This window comes from Pseudoalteromonas sp. BZA4 (assembly GCF_040104395.1).
Taxonomy (GTDB): Bacteria; Pseudomonadota; Gammaproteobacteria; order Enterobacterales; family Alteromonadaceae; genus Pseudoalteromonas.
The window spans coordinates 1-13,137 of the sequence record NZ_JBECOT010000006.1 but is presented as its reverse complement, the minus strand read 5'-3'; the positions used below and the strand labels follow the sequence as shown (position 1 = coordinate 13,137).

The window sequence follows — 13,137 nt, the reverse complement described above, 5'->3', positions numbered from 1 at the left end:
AGATTTTATAAGTTTATTTTGGTACGCTAGGTAAGTTAAAACCTAGGAACAACAAAATGAACTTGATAAAAACATCAACCCTTGCGTTTGCTGTGGTTGCGGGTTTAGGTTTGCAGGCATGCTCAACTACAGAGCAAGCGAGCACCCCATCAGCAACAGTGAATGCAACGGCTAATTCGCTCTCGCTTGAACAAATTTATAAAGAAAAAGACTTTAAAGCTGAGCGTAGCACCTATTTTACATGGCTCGATGATGGTACTGGTTATACGGTACTTGAAGAGCGCGAAAGCGATAAAAACAACCAAGACGACAAAGCTAAAGACGATGAGCACGGCGTAAAAGGCAATGATATTGTGTTTTATAACGCCGATGGAACGGGTCGTAAGGTACTTGTTAGCTACGAAAAATTAATTCCCAAAGGTGATAAAGAGCCACTCACCGTTGAAAGCTACCAATGGTCTAAAGATGGTAAATGGCTGATGGTTTTTACCAATGGCGAGCAAGTGTGGCGCTCACGTAGCCGTGGTGATTTTTGGCTATTAAACCTCGAAACTGATTCGCTGTATCAGTTAGGTGGCGAAAACATCGAAGCGAAAAAGCTAATGTTTGCTAAGTTCTCACCAGATAGCTCAAAAGTAGCTTACGTGCGTGATAACAACATCTACATGGAAAAAGTCGGCAGCAAGGCTGTGACTGCTTTAACCACTGACGGTAACGACACCATTGTTAATGGTAATTTTGACTGGGTATACGAAGAAGAATTTACTATTCGTGATGGTTTCCGCTGGAGTCCAGACAACAAATCAATTGCCTATTGGCAGCTTGATACCAGTGGCGTTAAATACTTCACCATGATCAATAACACCGATGATCTCTACCCTACCCTTAAAGAATTCCCGTATCCAAAAGCCGGCGAGATGAACTCTGCGGTTAAAGTGGGAGTGGTTAGTCTTAATGACAAGAAAACCCGTTGGGCTGAACTAGGTGGTGATAATCGCGATCGTTATATTCCACGTATTAGCTGGGCAGGCACAGGTGAATCTTTGATGATCCAAGATCTTAACCGCCCGCAAAGTCACAATAAGGTTTGGCTATTCGACTGGCAAAAACAGCAGCTGACTAAAATTCTTGAAGATAAAGACGATGCCTTTATTGAGTGGTTTTATAAAGCAAATTGGTCAAAAGACGGTAAGTTCTTTATTTGGCACAGTGAGCGTGATGGTTGGCGCCATTTATACCGTGTATCTCGCGATGGCAAAACGGTTGTTGATTTAACACCGGGCGAGTACGACATCATTGATATGCTAGCGCTCAATGAAGATAAAAACGTTATGTACTTTACTGCATCACCGGATGATCCTGGCCAGCGTTATTTATTCCGTACCTCGCTTGATGGCAGCTCTAAACCGGTGCGCGTAACGCCAGCGTCATTCGATGGTTCAAACAGCTATTACATGTCTAAAGATACCTCTTGGGCAATGCATACCTTCTCTAAGTTTGGCACGCCACCAATGAAAGAGATCATCAAAGTAAGCGATCACAGTAATGTGAAAACCTTAGTTGAGAACACAGCATTAAAAGAGAAATTAGCGACTGAGCAATTACCGACTCACGAGTTCTTTACGGTTAATGCGCGCGATGGTATTGAGCTTGATGGCTACATCATGTTCCCTGCGAATATGGATAAAAGCAAAAAATACCCAATCGTTTTCTATGTCTATGGTGAGCCGTGGGGCTCAACAGTACAAGATCGCTGGGAAGGAAACAGTTATTTATACAAGTCGTATCTAACTCAGCAAGGCTTTATTGTTGCCTCTGTTGATAACCGCGGCACGCGCGCACCAAAGGGCAGAGATTGGCGTAAGTCTATCTATAAAAAAATAGGCTCTATTACCGTGCGTGACCAAGTTGACGCCCTTGATGCAATGGCAAAACGTTGGCATGTCATTGATAGCGACCGTGTTGGTGTATGGGGTCACTCAGGTGGTGGTAGTTCAACACTTAATTTGTTATTCCGCCATGGTGATAAATATAAAGTTGGGATTGCCTCAGCCCCAGTGCCTGATATTCGCTTGTACGATACTATCTACCAAGAGCGCTATGCAGGTAACCCTAATACCGATCCTGAAAGTTACGACAACACGTCTCCGATCACCTTTGCAAAAGACCTGCAAGGTAAGTTACTACTGATCCACGGTACCGGAGATGATAACGTACACTACCAAGGTTCAGAGCGTTTAATTAACGAATTAGTTAAGCACAATAAACAGTTCGAGTTTTTCTCTTACCCGAACCGTTCTCACAGCCTCCGAGAAGGTAAAGGCACTACCCTTCACTATCACACTATGATGGCTAACTTCTTCGAAAAGCATTTACTTAACAAGTAAATATGCTTTATTAAAAAATACCGCAGCTTAGATGTTAAGCTGCGGTTTTTTATGCAAACTGTAAACCCCCGTTACAAGAAAAATACAGCATTGGCGTTAAGTATGCCGCTTACTTGGCCGGTGATGAGGCTTTTGTAAAAGTCGACTTGCTTATAACCGTGTTCATTTGTCTGAGTATTTTGCAGGAAAAACAGCTGATAATTTAGTTATGATAAGTTAGTACTTGCAACTGGCTCATACGCTTTTGTACCAAGCATTCCTACCAAAGACCAAGAACATAACCTAGTTTGTTGCACTATTGATGACTTAGAAGCTATCTCAGCCTAAGCAAAAGTAATCATGGTTGATGTTGTAGTTGATATTGGTTTTCTCGGTCTTTAAGCTGCTAATGCATTCTATTATTATTAATGAAGTAATGACTATTACTAATCTAAGTTTGCTATAATAATAACAATAAAGTTATAAATTATGCTATTATTGATATCATAGTAGCAACATTTGGAGGCGTTTATGTTATCGCTTTATACCGCTTATGATTTGCAGATGGATCTTAAAGAGTTCATTAAATCCGCTCGAAAAAAAGATAAACTCAGTGTTCAGAAGATGGCCCTCCTCTCTGGCGTGCCTTATGCGACCATCCGAAAGTTTGAGTCAACTGGCAACATCTCATTACGTCAGTTCCTTATGCTTTATGAGGCTATCGGTGACTTGAAAAAAGTGAAAGAGCTGACAAAGTCGACTGAGCCTGAATTTAAATCAATAGAGGATGTGCTTCGACATGCTTAAATCAGCCCTAAACGTAAAAAGAACGCTTAGCACTGGTGAAAAGGTACTTGTCGGCAAGCTCGTTGAAAATAGTAAGCATAGCTTCTTTCAATTTGATGAGGCTTATTTAGGTGCTCACTCAACCTCTCTGGCTCCGTTCAATTTAAAGGCTGATACAAGTCTTCAAGTTGCGCCTAAAGAGCCGCATTACGGCATTCATGGGGTTTTTGGAGATAGCCTCCCTGATGGTTGGGGTCTTTATCTCATGGATCGTGTATTTAGACTGAACGATCATAACCCAAAGGAAGTTACCGCCCTAGAGCGTTTGGCTTACTTGGGTGACAGGTGTTTGGGTGCGTTGAGCTATGAGCCTGAATTGGAATTACTTGATGAGTCCAAGGAGTCGATTGATATCATTACCCTTGGACGAGCAGCAATTGAAGAGTTTGAAGGTACCGAGTCTGCTTTGCTTGAGCACTTGATGAGAACGGGTGGTTCGGGTGGTGCCAGGCCAAAAATGAATGTTACACGTTTATCTAATGGAGAATACTCAACATTAGATGATGCACCTGGAACAAAACTTATCGTTAAGCTGACATCGGATAAGTTTGACTTGAAGCACTCTGAATCATTAGTTGAATATTGCTACATGCTGATGGCACGTAATGTCGGTATTGAGGTTCCTGACTTTAATTTAATAGATGCGGGTAATGGACGGTTTTGGTTAGAGCAGGAACGATTTGATTGTACTGAGCAAGGCGGCCGAATCCATATGGTTTCTGCGTGTGGGTTATTAGATGCACCATTTCGGGAGCCATCTTTAGACTATGTGGACTTAGTTAAAGCTACGCGAATCATGTGTAGTGTTACAGAGTCTCAGAAGCTTATTAAGCGCTGTATGTTTAATTATCTTACTGTTAACCAAGATGATCACAGTAAGAACTTCTGTTTTCTTGCCAATGACGCCGATAAATGGACGCTATCGCCTTTCTATGACATTGTTTACAGTCCTAGCCCTTACAAAGAGCATATGACGGCATTTGGTGGTAATGGCCGAACGCCAAAGAGCGCACTAGACCTGTTAGCTGCTCAGTCGGGGTTATCTTCAAAAAAAGCGATTATGGTTATGGCGGAAGAAATTTTTGAAATAACTCGCTCGTTTAATCAAGAAGCCAAACATTTGGGCTTGTCACCTGATCTAATCAAGGAGATTGACAAGGATATGATCGAAAAATTTAATACTCTAACAGGATAGTGTCAATAGAGGTGTGATTTTGGTGGCTACCTCATTGAATTTAAATATAAAAGTATCAAGGTGAGCTGGAAGGAAGACATTCGTTCCTTGTTCGTTTGAGGTTTAAGTTCAGCTACTTACTGCTAAGTTAAACAAACGTTTGGTTTCCTCGTTGTTGCTAAATTTGTTGAAGCCTTTGCAACAATGTTGTTGGCGACGCCTATTAAAGTCTATCTAAGTTTTTGTTTGATCTGCATAACCCAAATCCAGCATATATTAGAAAGCAGCCACTACTTGAACGCAATTCCGTACTCTTTTGACAACTTGTTTCTGCTGTTTTAGCGCTGTTTTTAATAGTAAATAGGCTTCGATGAACTCCCGTTATATGAAACATGAAGTGTATTTGCCATTGTAATTGAACATATGAAATATGTTGGTGTCGTGTGTAAGAGCAAAGAGCCTTGTTTGGCCCTTTTTAGTTTCAAAACAAAGTTACAAATTGGTGTTAAACCAATTAACTAGCTCTGCTTCTAGTTGCTTTTTATGGTTCATTAAAAAGTGGTTATCACCTTCATACACCACAAGTTTATGGGGGATATGATGCGCTTCTAGCGCTTTGGCAAATTGAATTGAGTTCTCGACCGATACTCGTTTATCTTCACTGCCATGAATAAGTAATATGGGCACTTTGGGCGAGAGTTTATCAACCCAGTTCATCACAGAGCGTGCTTCAAGCTCTGCTTGTTTGTTCTCTTTATAATTGGGGATACGACGCACATACACGTGTTTTTCCATGTTAGGTCTAAACGTAAGCTCTTTGACTAAATCGGTCGCCCCCGCAATGGTTGCAATGGCTTTTATCTTGTTTGTGTGTTGCATCGCAAGGTGGGTTTGCATGCCGCCTCTACTTACTCCTAACATACCAATACGGTTTTCATCTGCACTTGCTATGTGAGGAATAAAATCGATAAGCGCAAGTACGTCGTTAACATCTTTGCCACCAAATTCATCTAAGTCATCACTTTTTGTTGATGTTCCGCGGTACTGACTGCCGATAACCACAAAGCCTTGCTCTGCTAAAGGAAATAAATTGCGCATCATTGCAGCAAAATAAACACTGCCAAAATTACCGTTACCGCCGCGGTTATAAATTAATACCGGGAGCTTATTCTTGGTGACTTTAGGTTTGATGATATAACCAAGCACCTCAACATCATCGACCTTATATTTAAAATTATGGCAGGTTAAATTTGTTTTAAAATTATCGAACATATCTTGTGGAAAGGTTTCTTCAAAGGCTTTAATGCGTTTTAAGTATGCTTTTTCGTTTTTAGCTTTGCGTTTATTCTTTTGCGCAATAAATTGATGCCACGAATCATAGTCAGCAAAGATACCTGTGAAGCAGTCTGTTTCTTTTGTGACGTGTTCATCATCGATAATTTTCGCTGCGCTGGTAGAAAAAACAGCGAGAAATAGGCTGGTAAAGAGTAGTAATTTACACACAACAACATCCTTATTGGTGACTAAAAGTTACTAAACCACAGTAACTTAAATGATGGTTATTTGTACATCATTAATTCAGCAATCGCTCAAGCTAATTAATATACACAACAAAGCCGCAATAAGCGGCTTTATCTGTAATGGGGCTTTACACTAAAAATAGGGTTTGGCGTTATTCAACTGAAATGAATACTTCAACTTCTTCACTGCTTTTATAAAACTCATAGTCAGTTTTATATGCTCGAATATGCGGGCACTGTTCATTACTAAAGTACTGCCAAACTTGGCCCCAAACATCGATAACGGTTTGTGGCATTGCACCTTTGCCGCTAAAGCGAAGATAGTTACCTGTAGAAAGTGTAGTTTTTTCTACCTCTGATGACGTGACTTGCATGTCAGTACACGCAAATACATCAAACTCTCCTGTGACATCAGATTCAAAATGAGTATACACGCCATAAACTTGGCTAGATGGCGTTAAATTTGGCGCTATGTCTGTGTAAAATTGCTGCCATAAGCCAGCGATTTTGGCACCTTCCCCACTCATTTCTTTCATATTGCTGGTGCGAACTTTGAGGCCAAATAAAGTTGTTGGGTTGTCGATATTGATGTGTGTTACTTGCTGATCCATTGCATTTTTCCTTGCTTATTTTGTTCCCAGTAAAATACCAGAGCATGTGTACTTTAACCTAGCCTTTTTAATTATTTATTTTAAAAAGGTTATATTTTGTCAACGGCCTTTACAGCTTAAAAAACAGTCATGGCATCCTTATCTGCATCAGGTTAAGATGGGTAAAATAACAACAAAATCAGCGGGTGTTTAATGAATAAAATCAATGCGCTTATCTACTTTTTAGCCTTTAGTAGCGGCTTTTGTATTATGGGAATTGAGCTTTTAGGCGGGCGAATTTTAGCGCCATACTTTGGTAGCAGTGTGCATATATGGGGCAGTATTATCACTGTATTTATGTTGAGCTTATCTTTCGGCTATTTACTTGGCGGTAAGCTCTCAACCCGCAATCCTTCGTTAACTAAATATGGTCTCATTTTCTTTGTAGCGAGTATTATGGTGGTGCCAATAGTATTGTTTGCTGAGCCAATTATGACCTTTATTTTCACCCATATTGAAGACAGTCGTTACGGCTCGTTGCTGGCATCAACGGCGTTGTTTTTTATTCCTACAACAATACTCGGCATGATCTCACCTTACTCAGTGCGATTATTGGTTACCGATCATGAAAAAAGTGGTCAGGTTGCCGGTGGTTTGTATTTTGTGAGCACCCTAGGAAGCGCCCTTGGCACGATTATTACTTCTTTTTATATGGTGCTAGCATTTGATGTTAACGACATCATTAAAACCTTTGCAGCGGTATTAGGCGCGCTTGGTTTGCTTGCAATTGCGGTTGGTCAATTAAAAACGAAGGAGCGTGCTGTATGTTTAGAATCTTAATGCTTTGTTTGATCATGACATTGCCTTTTAGCAGCTTAGCCGAAGTAATCCATAAAGAGCGCTCGCTTTATCGCAATATTTTAGTGGAGAAGACTGGCGATTTACTGTGTTTAAAATTTAACGAAAAAACCCGTAAAAGTACGCAAAGTTGTATGTATAAGAGTGAGCCTAAAAAGCTGGTGTTTAATTACACCAAAATGACGTTTGCAAGCTTACTATTTATTGATGATCCTAAAAATGTACTGATCATAGGTTTAGGGGGAGGTTCACTCTCAAATACCATTCATGAGCTTTACCCTAGCGCTCATATCGAAAATGTCGAAATTGACCCTGCGGTAATAAAAGTTGCCCGTGATTATTTTAGCTTTGTAGAAACTGATAACGTAACGTCTAAGGTGCAAGATGGCCGTATTTTTATTAAACGTGCTGCACTTAAAAAACAAAAGTACGATTGGATTATTCTTGATGCCTTTAATGGCGATTATATCCCTGAGCACCTTCTCACTAAGGAATTTTTTGCGGAAGTAAAAAGTGTTTTAGCTGATGGTGGAATTGTCGCTGCAAATACTTTTTCATCGAGTAAATTGTACCAGCATGAGTCGGCAACTTACTTCGATGTGTTTGGTGACTTTGTTAATGTTGTGACCGATGAAAACTCTAATCGCATTATTTTAGCTGGCTTCGAGACTATGCCTAGCCAGCAACAGTTAGCCGAACGCGTTAACAAACTCGCAAATAAGTTAACCCCTTACGATGTTGATTTGCAGTTACTCAGCGAGCATTTGTTTTATACTAAGGGAAATCAAGATTGGCCAGCGGATACCAAGGTGCTCACTGACCAATATTCACCAGCGAATTTATTAAATTATCAATGATCAAATACGCCTTAATTGCATTTCTTTTAATTACGAGCTCTGCTGCTATGGCAGAGCACCCTTCACCCCCACCTTTAGCTGCAAGTCAGCAGCAGTTGTCTAAACTATTGAATCAATACAAAGGGCAAGTCGTGTTACTCGATTTCTGGGCGTCTTGGTGCAGCCCGTGTCGACGCTCGTTTCCTTGGTTTATAGCCATGCAGAGCAAGTATCAACAGCAAGGGCTTAAAGTAATTGCTGTAAACATTGATGTTGAGCGCAGTGATGCCGATGCTTTTTTAACTGAGTTTGCAGTGAACTTTAATATTATTTACGACCCAGATGCTGTTATTGGCAGACAATACCAACTTAAAGGGATGCCGAGCAGCTTTTTAATCGATAAAGAAGGTGTAGTACGGTTCCAACACACAGGGTTTGTAGCTGATAAATTAGACCTCTATGAAAGCCATATCAAAGAGTTAATTGCTAAATAGTGTTATCTATCAGATAACTTTTGCAGTTGTTCGCTTTTATCGAACACAGCTATCTATTTTATTAATTGCACCAATATTTACTTAGCATGCTAACTACATTAAAATAGTTAGCATGCTAAGTAAATGGAGCGAATCATGTCTTCCACTCCCCCTTTTCACGAAACTCTTGATTTAACATTATGCGGCAGTATGGGCCGTGTGCATCGTTTATGTCGCGATGCTGTCACTTTGGCGGTTGAGCCTTTGGGCCTTACTCAATCTCGCTGGACTGCGATGATGCACCTGTTTCATCTAAACCAAGGTTGTACGCAACAAGAGTTGGCAAATAGCTTAGGCATTGAAATGCCCTCACTAACTCGCACGATTAAGCAGCTTGAGCAACAAGAGATTATTGCTCGCAAAGCTGACGCTGAAGATAAACGCAGTAAACGTCTGTACTTCACTGAGCAAGGTCTACAATTGTTAGACACATTGCAGGTGATTATTGCCGATGTGAAAGAGCACCTATATGCCGATTTAACCACTGAGCAACTCGATACCATGGCGCATGGCTTAATTCAGATGGAGCAAAATGCCCGTCAGTGTATCCGTCATTATTCAGGAGATAAGTAACGTTATGACACCAGATCAAAAGTTTGCCCGTTACGTAAAAATCTCTTTAGCGGGTTTTATTGTTTTATTTTTATATTTTGTGATTGCTGATTTGTATATGCCTGTTACACCGCAGGCCCGTGTGTATCACCCTGTGGTGCAAGTGACCCCGCAGGTAAGTGGTCGCGTAACCGACGTATTAGTGACCAATAATCAAGCTGTCGAAAAACAGCAAGCTTTGTTTAAGATTAACGACGAGCCATTCGAGCTTGCCGTGCAACAAGCTGAGCTTGCTTATGATGATGCAAAACTACAAAACCAACGTTTAGATAGCAGTGTGAAAGCAATAGAAGCACAGTTAGCAGCTGCTCAAGCTAAGCTACATGAACAAACGTTGCTGTTTGAACGCGGTGAGTCGCTATTGAAAAAGCGTTCTATCTCAGAGCAAGAGTACGAAACAATCAATGCGAACTATCAATCAAGCAAAGCCAATGTGGCTGCAATAGAAGCCCAGCTTAGCGAGGCTAAATTAGCGCGCGGTAAAATTGGGGATGACAATTTAGCGCTTCGTCATGCTCAAAATCAGCTAGAACAAGCGAAACTAAACCTGTCGTACACCACAGTGACAGCCGATACTGACGGTAAAACAGCAAACTTACAGGTAACACCGGGTACGTATGCTAATAAGGGTCAGCCGTTAATGGCGATTGTTGCTAATAAAGCTGATTTAGTGGCTGATTTTCGTGAAAAGTCTTTAGTTCACGTACAAGTTGGTAGCACTGCAAAAGTCAGCTTTGATGCGCTACCGGGCAAAGTATTTACAGGCAAAATTGTTAGTTTTGAAGCGGGTGTGAGTGATGGCCAGCTTAATGCTAACGGTTTACTCAGTGCCACTGAAAGCAGCAACCGTTGGGTACGAGATGCACAGCGTCAACGTATCCATATTCAGCTAGATGAACACCAGATGCTGGCAAAATTTCCAAGTGGTGCGCGTGCAACTGTGCAACTTCTGCCTGACTCTAGCATTGGCAGTTGGTTTGCAAGCATGCAAATTCGCTTCATTAGTGTTCTGCACTTTATTTACTAAGGCTGGGTGAGTTATGTCAGTATTGCAACTCGATGGTAATGGCTTACGCCAAGCGCTACGCATTGCTACGGGCTCAGCATTAGGGTTTTCACTGGCAAAATTGATGAACTGGCCGAATGGCATCTTTTTCACTGTTTACCCTATGCTACTGCTCGGTTTAGTGCCTGTGCTTAACATGCATATTATTCGTCAGTTTTACGCAGGCGCGGTGTTCAGTGCGCTATTCGTATTGGTTGTACAAGGATTGTTTGCACACTTGCCTGTTGTAATGACAATGATGAGCTTTATAGCCTTTGCCTTTTTATTCTATCAAATGAGCCGTGGTGCTAACTTTTTATTTGGTGCCACAACCGTGGTGAGCTTGTCGATTCAATTGCATTTTTCGACCTACACCGGCGGTGGTGTCAGTATTTATCCGCTGATCATTAGTAACGCTGTTGCCGTTGTTGTTACAGTGGTGTTCTCGATGCTAATGCATGGTTTATTCCCTGATGTTGCACCACGGCAAGGTCGGGTAATGCCAGAGAAAGCAAAAGAAAGTGTGCGCCACGAAGTATTACTTTGCTCAACCGTAGCGACCTTATCATTTGTTGTATTTCAGGTCTTTGATTTGCAAGACTCAATTTCAGCTCAAGCGGCCTCGGTACTTATATTGTTTTCATTGTGCTGGAAAGCGGCAGGTATGGCTGCATGGCAACGCGCGATAGGCACCTTAATCGGTTGTAACTTAGCGTTAGTGGCACAGTTATTTTTGTATAACCATACAGATATTTTGATATTTCCTGCGTTAATTCTGTGGATTTTGACCTTTATCTTTAGTCGTTATCACATAATTGGTGGCGGTATTCCGGGTGTTGGCTTTGGTATTATCACGACATTTGGTATTTTGTTTGGCCAGTCATTAGGGCCGGGGCAAGATCTGGTTTACAGCGCGCTGTATCGTTTTTCGTCGGTGTCTGTGGCCATACTATTGAGCTTATGTGCGGTGTACATAATGCATCACATCTTAAATCGCTTTGCAATGACAAGGCATCACACGTTTGATTAATAATCAAAATGCACAAAAAAGGGAGTTAATCAGAACTCCCTTTTTTATTGTTATTTGGTTCGAAAATTGTGGGTAAAGACTTCAGTAAATCGTCTTGTTTCTTTACGACACTCTGTACACAGGTTTTTGAGGCGACATCTGCAACCCAAGCGCCCCATTGTGAACTGCCAGGCTCTTCTCCTGGGGTTGCCCACCATCTGGCTTTATAAAGAATTTCGTTGTAACAGGTTTCACTACCTTGCGGATACGCGCTTCCGGCTTGCCATGAATCTACAGCAAAACTCGACATAGGCAAAGCTGACAGCGTTATCATTGCAGCGGCAACAATGCGTGATTTCTGGCCCATACGCGGCTCCTTCATTAATGGTGAGATTGTATGACTATTATAGACGCGGCAGGATTAACCATCAATTAACTTTGTTAACAAGTTACACTTCTTTACAGTTCTGCTTATTTTTGACACGATCTTCTGATGTGAAAGTTAGAATTTTACATTTTTTCTTAATGCTTTTGTTTGTCCTCTTTTTGTTTTAGAGTCCATGCGCTTTCTCTGAGAATTTTTACTTGGTTTTGTTGCTCTTCGTTTCTTTTGTATTTGTGTTGCATTAATGATTAATTCTTTCAAACGATTAAGCGCATCTTCTTTGTTCATTTCTTGCGTGCGATGACTTTGCGACTTTATGACAATAACGCCCTCTTTGGTAATTCGAGAATCATTTAAATTAAGTAAACGTTGTTTGTGAAAGTCAGGTAACTTTGAGCGATTAATATCAAAACGAAGATGAATAGCTGTAGCTACTTTATTGACGTTCTGCCCGCCTGCGCCTTGCGAGCGGATCGCACTAAAGTCGAGTTCCCATTCATCAATTGTGACGGTATTAGAAATAATTAACATCAGGTTCAGTTAGCTATGGTAAAAAAGGTATTGTAACATTTGTAATTGGCTAAACATAATAGCTCGACTATTTGCGCCGGTTGCTAACCATTTTGAAAGAAAGGAGATCACGATGAAAGCACTACTTATTTCAATAAGCCTACTGGCTATGAGTTTTTCTAGCTTCGCAGAAGATATTTCTGAAAATCAGCTACAGCGTTACATTAAAGCCCTTCCTGCAGTCGTTAATTGGTCACAAAGCCAATCTGAGTTAGATACTGTAAACCTTGGTGGTATGCTAGGTAGTTCTGATGGTGTTGACAGTTCGTCAGTTATGGATGCGCTGGGTCACATCAAAGAGCATGAGCTTTATACTGAGTTCGAAGCCCTTACCAAACAATATGGTTTCACGCCAGAGCAGTTAGTTACTGTTGGCTCAGAGGTATCAATGGCGTATTTAGAAAACCTTAAAGCGGGTATGTCAGAAGAGAATAAGCAACGTGTAAATCAAGCAATGAGTGGTTTACAAAGCCTAACGGCATCATCATCTGATGCGGGTACTCGTTCAATGGCAGGTGCTTTAGAAGGTGTTAAAGCAAGTACTGCAACAGCAGATGTTAGCGAAAGTAACGTCAACTTAGTTAAGCAGTATATGCCGCAGTTAAAAGAACTGTTCGCAATGTTGCAGTAACAGCACTATCAAATAAAGAAAGCGGCGAGTGAGCCTAATGCTGATCAGTTAAGAAGTTGATCAGTTGACCGATCAGAATGATCATGCACAATCCGTAGTTAGGCAACTAACTACGGATTTTTTTGTGAATATAGAACAAGCTCTTCATTCTGCTTTCGAAGA

At 41.1% G+C, this 13,137-nt stretch carries 14 protein-coding genes and 1 pseudogene; 11 read left to right on the top strand and 4 right to left on the bottom strand.

From position 1 onward, the window contains the following. Positions 1 to 56 precede the first annotated feature (56 nt). From ABMY41_RS04055 to ABMY41_RS04040, 4 genes and pseudogenes are all read left to right on the top strand, one after another. Positions 57 to 2,387 carry a DPP IV N-terminal domain-containing protein gene (locus tag ABMY41_RS04055; RefSeq protein WP_349274184.1) on the top strand — a complete coding sequence of 777 codons (2,331 nt, stop codon included), beginning with the start codon at positions 57 to 59 and terminating at the stop codon, positions 2,385 to 2,387. Positions 2,388 to 2,523: 136 nt separating this feature from the next. Then, positions 2,524 to 2,765, top strand: a pseudogene (locus ABMY41_RS04050) (hypothetical protein); the annotation flags it as partial. A gap of 132 nt (positions 2,766 to 2,897) precedes the next feature. Next, entirely contained in the window at positions 2,898 to 3,173 is a 276-nt protein-coding gene (locus tag ABMY41_RS04045; RefSeq protein WP_274168279.1) for a helix-turn-helix transcriptional regulator, read from the top strand. Then, the gene (locus ABMY41_RS04040; protein ID WP_349274183.1) at positions 3,166 to 4,407 is read left to right on the top strand and encodes a type II toxin-antitoxin system HipA family toxin; all 1,242 of its coding nucleotides are present in this window, start codon (positions 3,166 to 3,168) and stop codon (positions 4,405 to 4,407) included. Before ABMY41_RS04045 ends, ABMY41_RS04040 begins: the two co-directional genes overlap by 8 nt. Positions 4,408 to 4,878: 471 nt before the next feature. Here the strand turns inward: ABMY41_RS04040 and ABMY41_RS04035 are convergent, their stop codons facing one another. Together ABMY41_RS04035 and ABMY41_RS04030 are read right to left on the bottom strand one after the other, a co-directional pair. Next, positions 4,879 to 5,889: a prolyl oligopeptidase family serine peptidase gene (locus ABMY41_RS04035; protein WP_349274181.1), complete on the bottom strand. Its 1,011-nt coding sequence runs from the start codon at positions 5,887 to 5,889 to the stop codon at positions 4,879 to 4,881. A 169-nt stretch (positions 5,890 to 6,058) separates the two neighbouring features. Then, positions 6,059 to 6,517 (bottom strand): GyrI-like domain-containing protein, encoded by a 459-nt coding sequence (locus ABMY41_RS04030; protein WP_349274180.1) that lies wholly within the window; start codon positions 6,515 to 6,517, stop codon positions 6,059 to 6,061. A 192-nt stretch (positions 6,518 to 6,709) separates the two neighbouring features. Here ABMY41_RS04030 and ABMY41_RS04025 point away from each other — a divergent pair, with 192 nt between their 5' ends. The 6 genes from ABMY41_RS04025 (at position 6,710) to ABMY41_RS04000 (ending at position 11,410) form a co-directional block, all read left to right on the top strand. Beyond that, positions 6,710 to 7,336 carry a fused MFS/spermidine synthase gene (locus tag ABMY41_RS04025; RefSeq protein ID WP_274168275.1) on the top strand — a complete coding sequence of 209 codons (627 nt, stop codon included), beginning with the start codon at positions 6,710 to 6,712 and terminating at the stop codon, positions 7,334 to 7,336. Then, on the top strand, positions 7,321 to 8,211 hold the full coding sequence (locus ABMY41_RS04020) for a fused MFS/spermidine synthase (protein WP_274168274.1): 891 nt from the start codon (positions 7,321 to 7,323) through the stop codon (positions 8,209 to 8,211). Before ABMY41_RS04025 ends, ABMY41_RS04020 begins: the two co-directional genes overlap by 16 nt. Further along, positions 8,208 to 8,684, top strand: a complete 477-nt coding sequence (locus ABMY41_RS04015) for a TlpA disulfide reductase family protein (RefSeq protein WP_349274179.1) — start codon at positions 8,208 to 8,210, stop codon at positions 8,682 to 8,684. Before ABMY41_RS04020 ends, ABMY41_RS04015 begins: the two co-directional genes overlap by 4 nt. A 135-nt stretch (positions 8,685 to 8,819) precedes the next feature. Further along, positions 8,820 to 9,296 (top strand): MarR family transcriptional regulator, encoded by a 477-nt coding sequence (locus ABMY41_RS04010; RefSeq protein WP_058584360.1) that lies wholly within the window; start codon positions 8,820 to 8,822, stop codon positions 9,294 to 9,296. Between the two features lie 4 nt (positions 9,297 to 9,300). Then, positions 9,301 to 10,362 carry an HlyD family secretion protein gene (locus tag ABMY41_RS04005; RefSeq protein WP_058584361.1) on the top strand — a complete coding sequence of 354 codons (1,062 nt, stop codon included), beginning with the start codon at positions 9,301 to 9,303 and terminating at the stop codon, positions 10,360 to 10,362. Between the two features lie 13 nt (positions 10,363 to 10,375). Next, the gene (locus tag ABMY41_RS04000; protein ID WP_349274178.1) at positions 10,376 to 11,410 is read left to right on the top strand and encodes a DUF2955 domain-containing protein; all 1,035 of its coding nucleotides are present in this window, start codon (positions 10,376 to 10,378) and stop codon (positions 11,408 to 11,410) included. 25 nt (positions 11,411 to 11,435) lie between these two features. On the opposite strand, the gene ABMY41_RS03995 is transcribed toward ABMY41_RS04000, so the two are convergent. Then, complete coding sequence (locus ABMY41_RS03995; RefSeq protein ID WP_054563126.1) at positions 11,436 to 11,756, bottom strand: hypothetical protein; 321 nt, start codon at positions 11,754 to 11,756, stop codon at positions 11,436 to 11,438. A gap of 135 nt (positions 11,757 to 11,891) precedes the next feature. Next, entirely contained in the window at positions 11,892 to 12,305 is a 414-nt protein-coding gene (gene arfB / locus ABMY41_RS03990; protein WP_274168272.1) for an alternative ribosome rescue aminoacyl-tRNA hydrolase ArfB, read from the bottom strand. Between the two features lie 112 nt (positions 12,306 to 12,417). Here arfB and ABMY41_RS03985 point away from each other — a divergent pair, with 112 nt between their 5' ends. Next, positions 12,418 to 12,975 (top strand): short-chain dehydrogenase, encoded by a 558-nt coding sequence (locus ABMY41_RS03985; RefSeq protein WP_349274176.1) that lies wholly within the window; start codon positions 12,418 to 12,420, stop codon positions 12,973 to 12,975. Positions 12,976 to 13,137 lie beyond the last annotated feature (162 nt).

Excerpts from the sequence above, each read along its gene's own strand:
- arfB (WP_274168272.1), bottom strand. The coding sequence starts at position 12,305 with ATGTTAATTATTTCTAATACCGTCACAATTGATGAATGGGAACTCGAC.
- ABMY41_RS04000 (WP_349274178.1), top strand. The coding sequence starts at position 10,376 with ATGTCAGTATTGCAACTCGATGGTAATGGCTTACGCCAAGCGCTACGC.
- ABMY41_RS04010 (WP_058584360.1), top strand. The coding sequence starts at position 8,820 with ATGTCTTCCACTCCCCCTTTTCACGAAACTCTTGATTTAACATTATGC.
- ABMY41_RS03995 (WP_054563126.1), bottom strand. The coding sequence starts at position 11,756 with ATGGGCCAGAAATCACGCATTGTTGCCGCTGCAATGATAACGCTGTCA.
- ABMY41_RS04025 (WP_274168275.1), top strand. The coding sequence starts at position 6,710 with ATGAATAAAATCAATGCGCTTATCTACTTTTTAGCCTTTAGTAGCGGC.
- ABMY41_RS04015 (WP_349274179.1), top strand. The coding sequence starts at position 8,208 with ATGATCAAATACGCCTTAATTGCATTTCTTTTAATTACGAGCTCTGCT.
- ABMY41_RS04055 (WP_349274184.1), top strand. The coding sequence starts at position 57 with ATGAACTTGATAAAAACATCAACCCTTGCGTTTGCTGTGGTTGCGGGT.
- ABMY41_RS04020 (WP_274168274.1), top strand. The coding sequence starts at position 7,321 with ATGTTTAGAATCTTAATGCTTTGTTTGATCATGACATTGCCTTTTAGC.
- ABMY41_RS04030 (WP_349274180.1), bottom strand. The coding sequence starts at position 6,517 with ATGGATCAGCAAGTAACACACATCAATATCGACAACCCAACAACTTTA.
- ABMY41_RS04045 (WP_274168279.1), top strand. The coding sequence starts at position 2,898 with ATGTTATCGCTTTATACCGCTTATGATTTGCAGATGGATCTTAAAGAG.
- ABMY41_RS04040 (WP_349274183.1), top strand. The coding sequence starts at position 3,166 with ATGCTTAAATCAGCCCTAAACGTAAAAAGAACGCTTAGCACTGGTGAA.
- ABMY41_RS04005 (WP_058584361.1), top strand. The coding sequence starts at position 9,301 with ATGACACCAGATCAAAAGTTTGCCCGTTACGTAAAAATCTCTTTAGCG.
- ABMY41_RS03985 (WP_349274176.1), top strand. The coding sequence starts at position 12,418 with ATGAAAGCACTACTTATTTCAATAAGCCTACTGGCTATGAGTTTTTCT.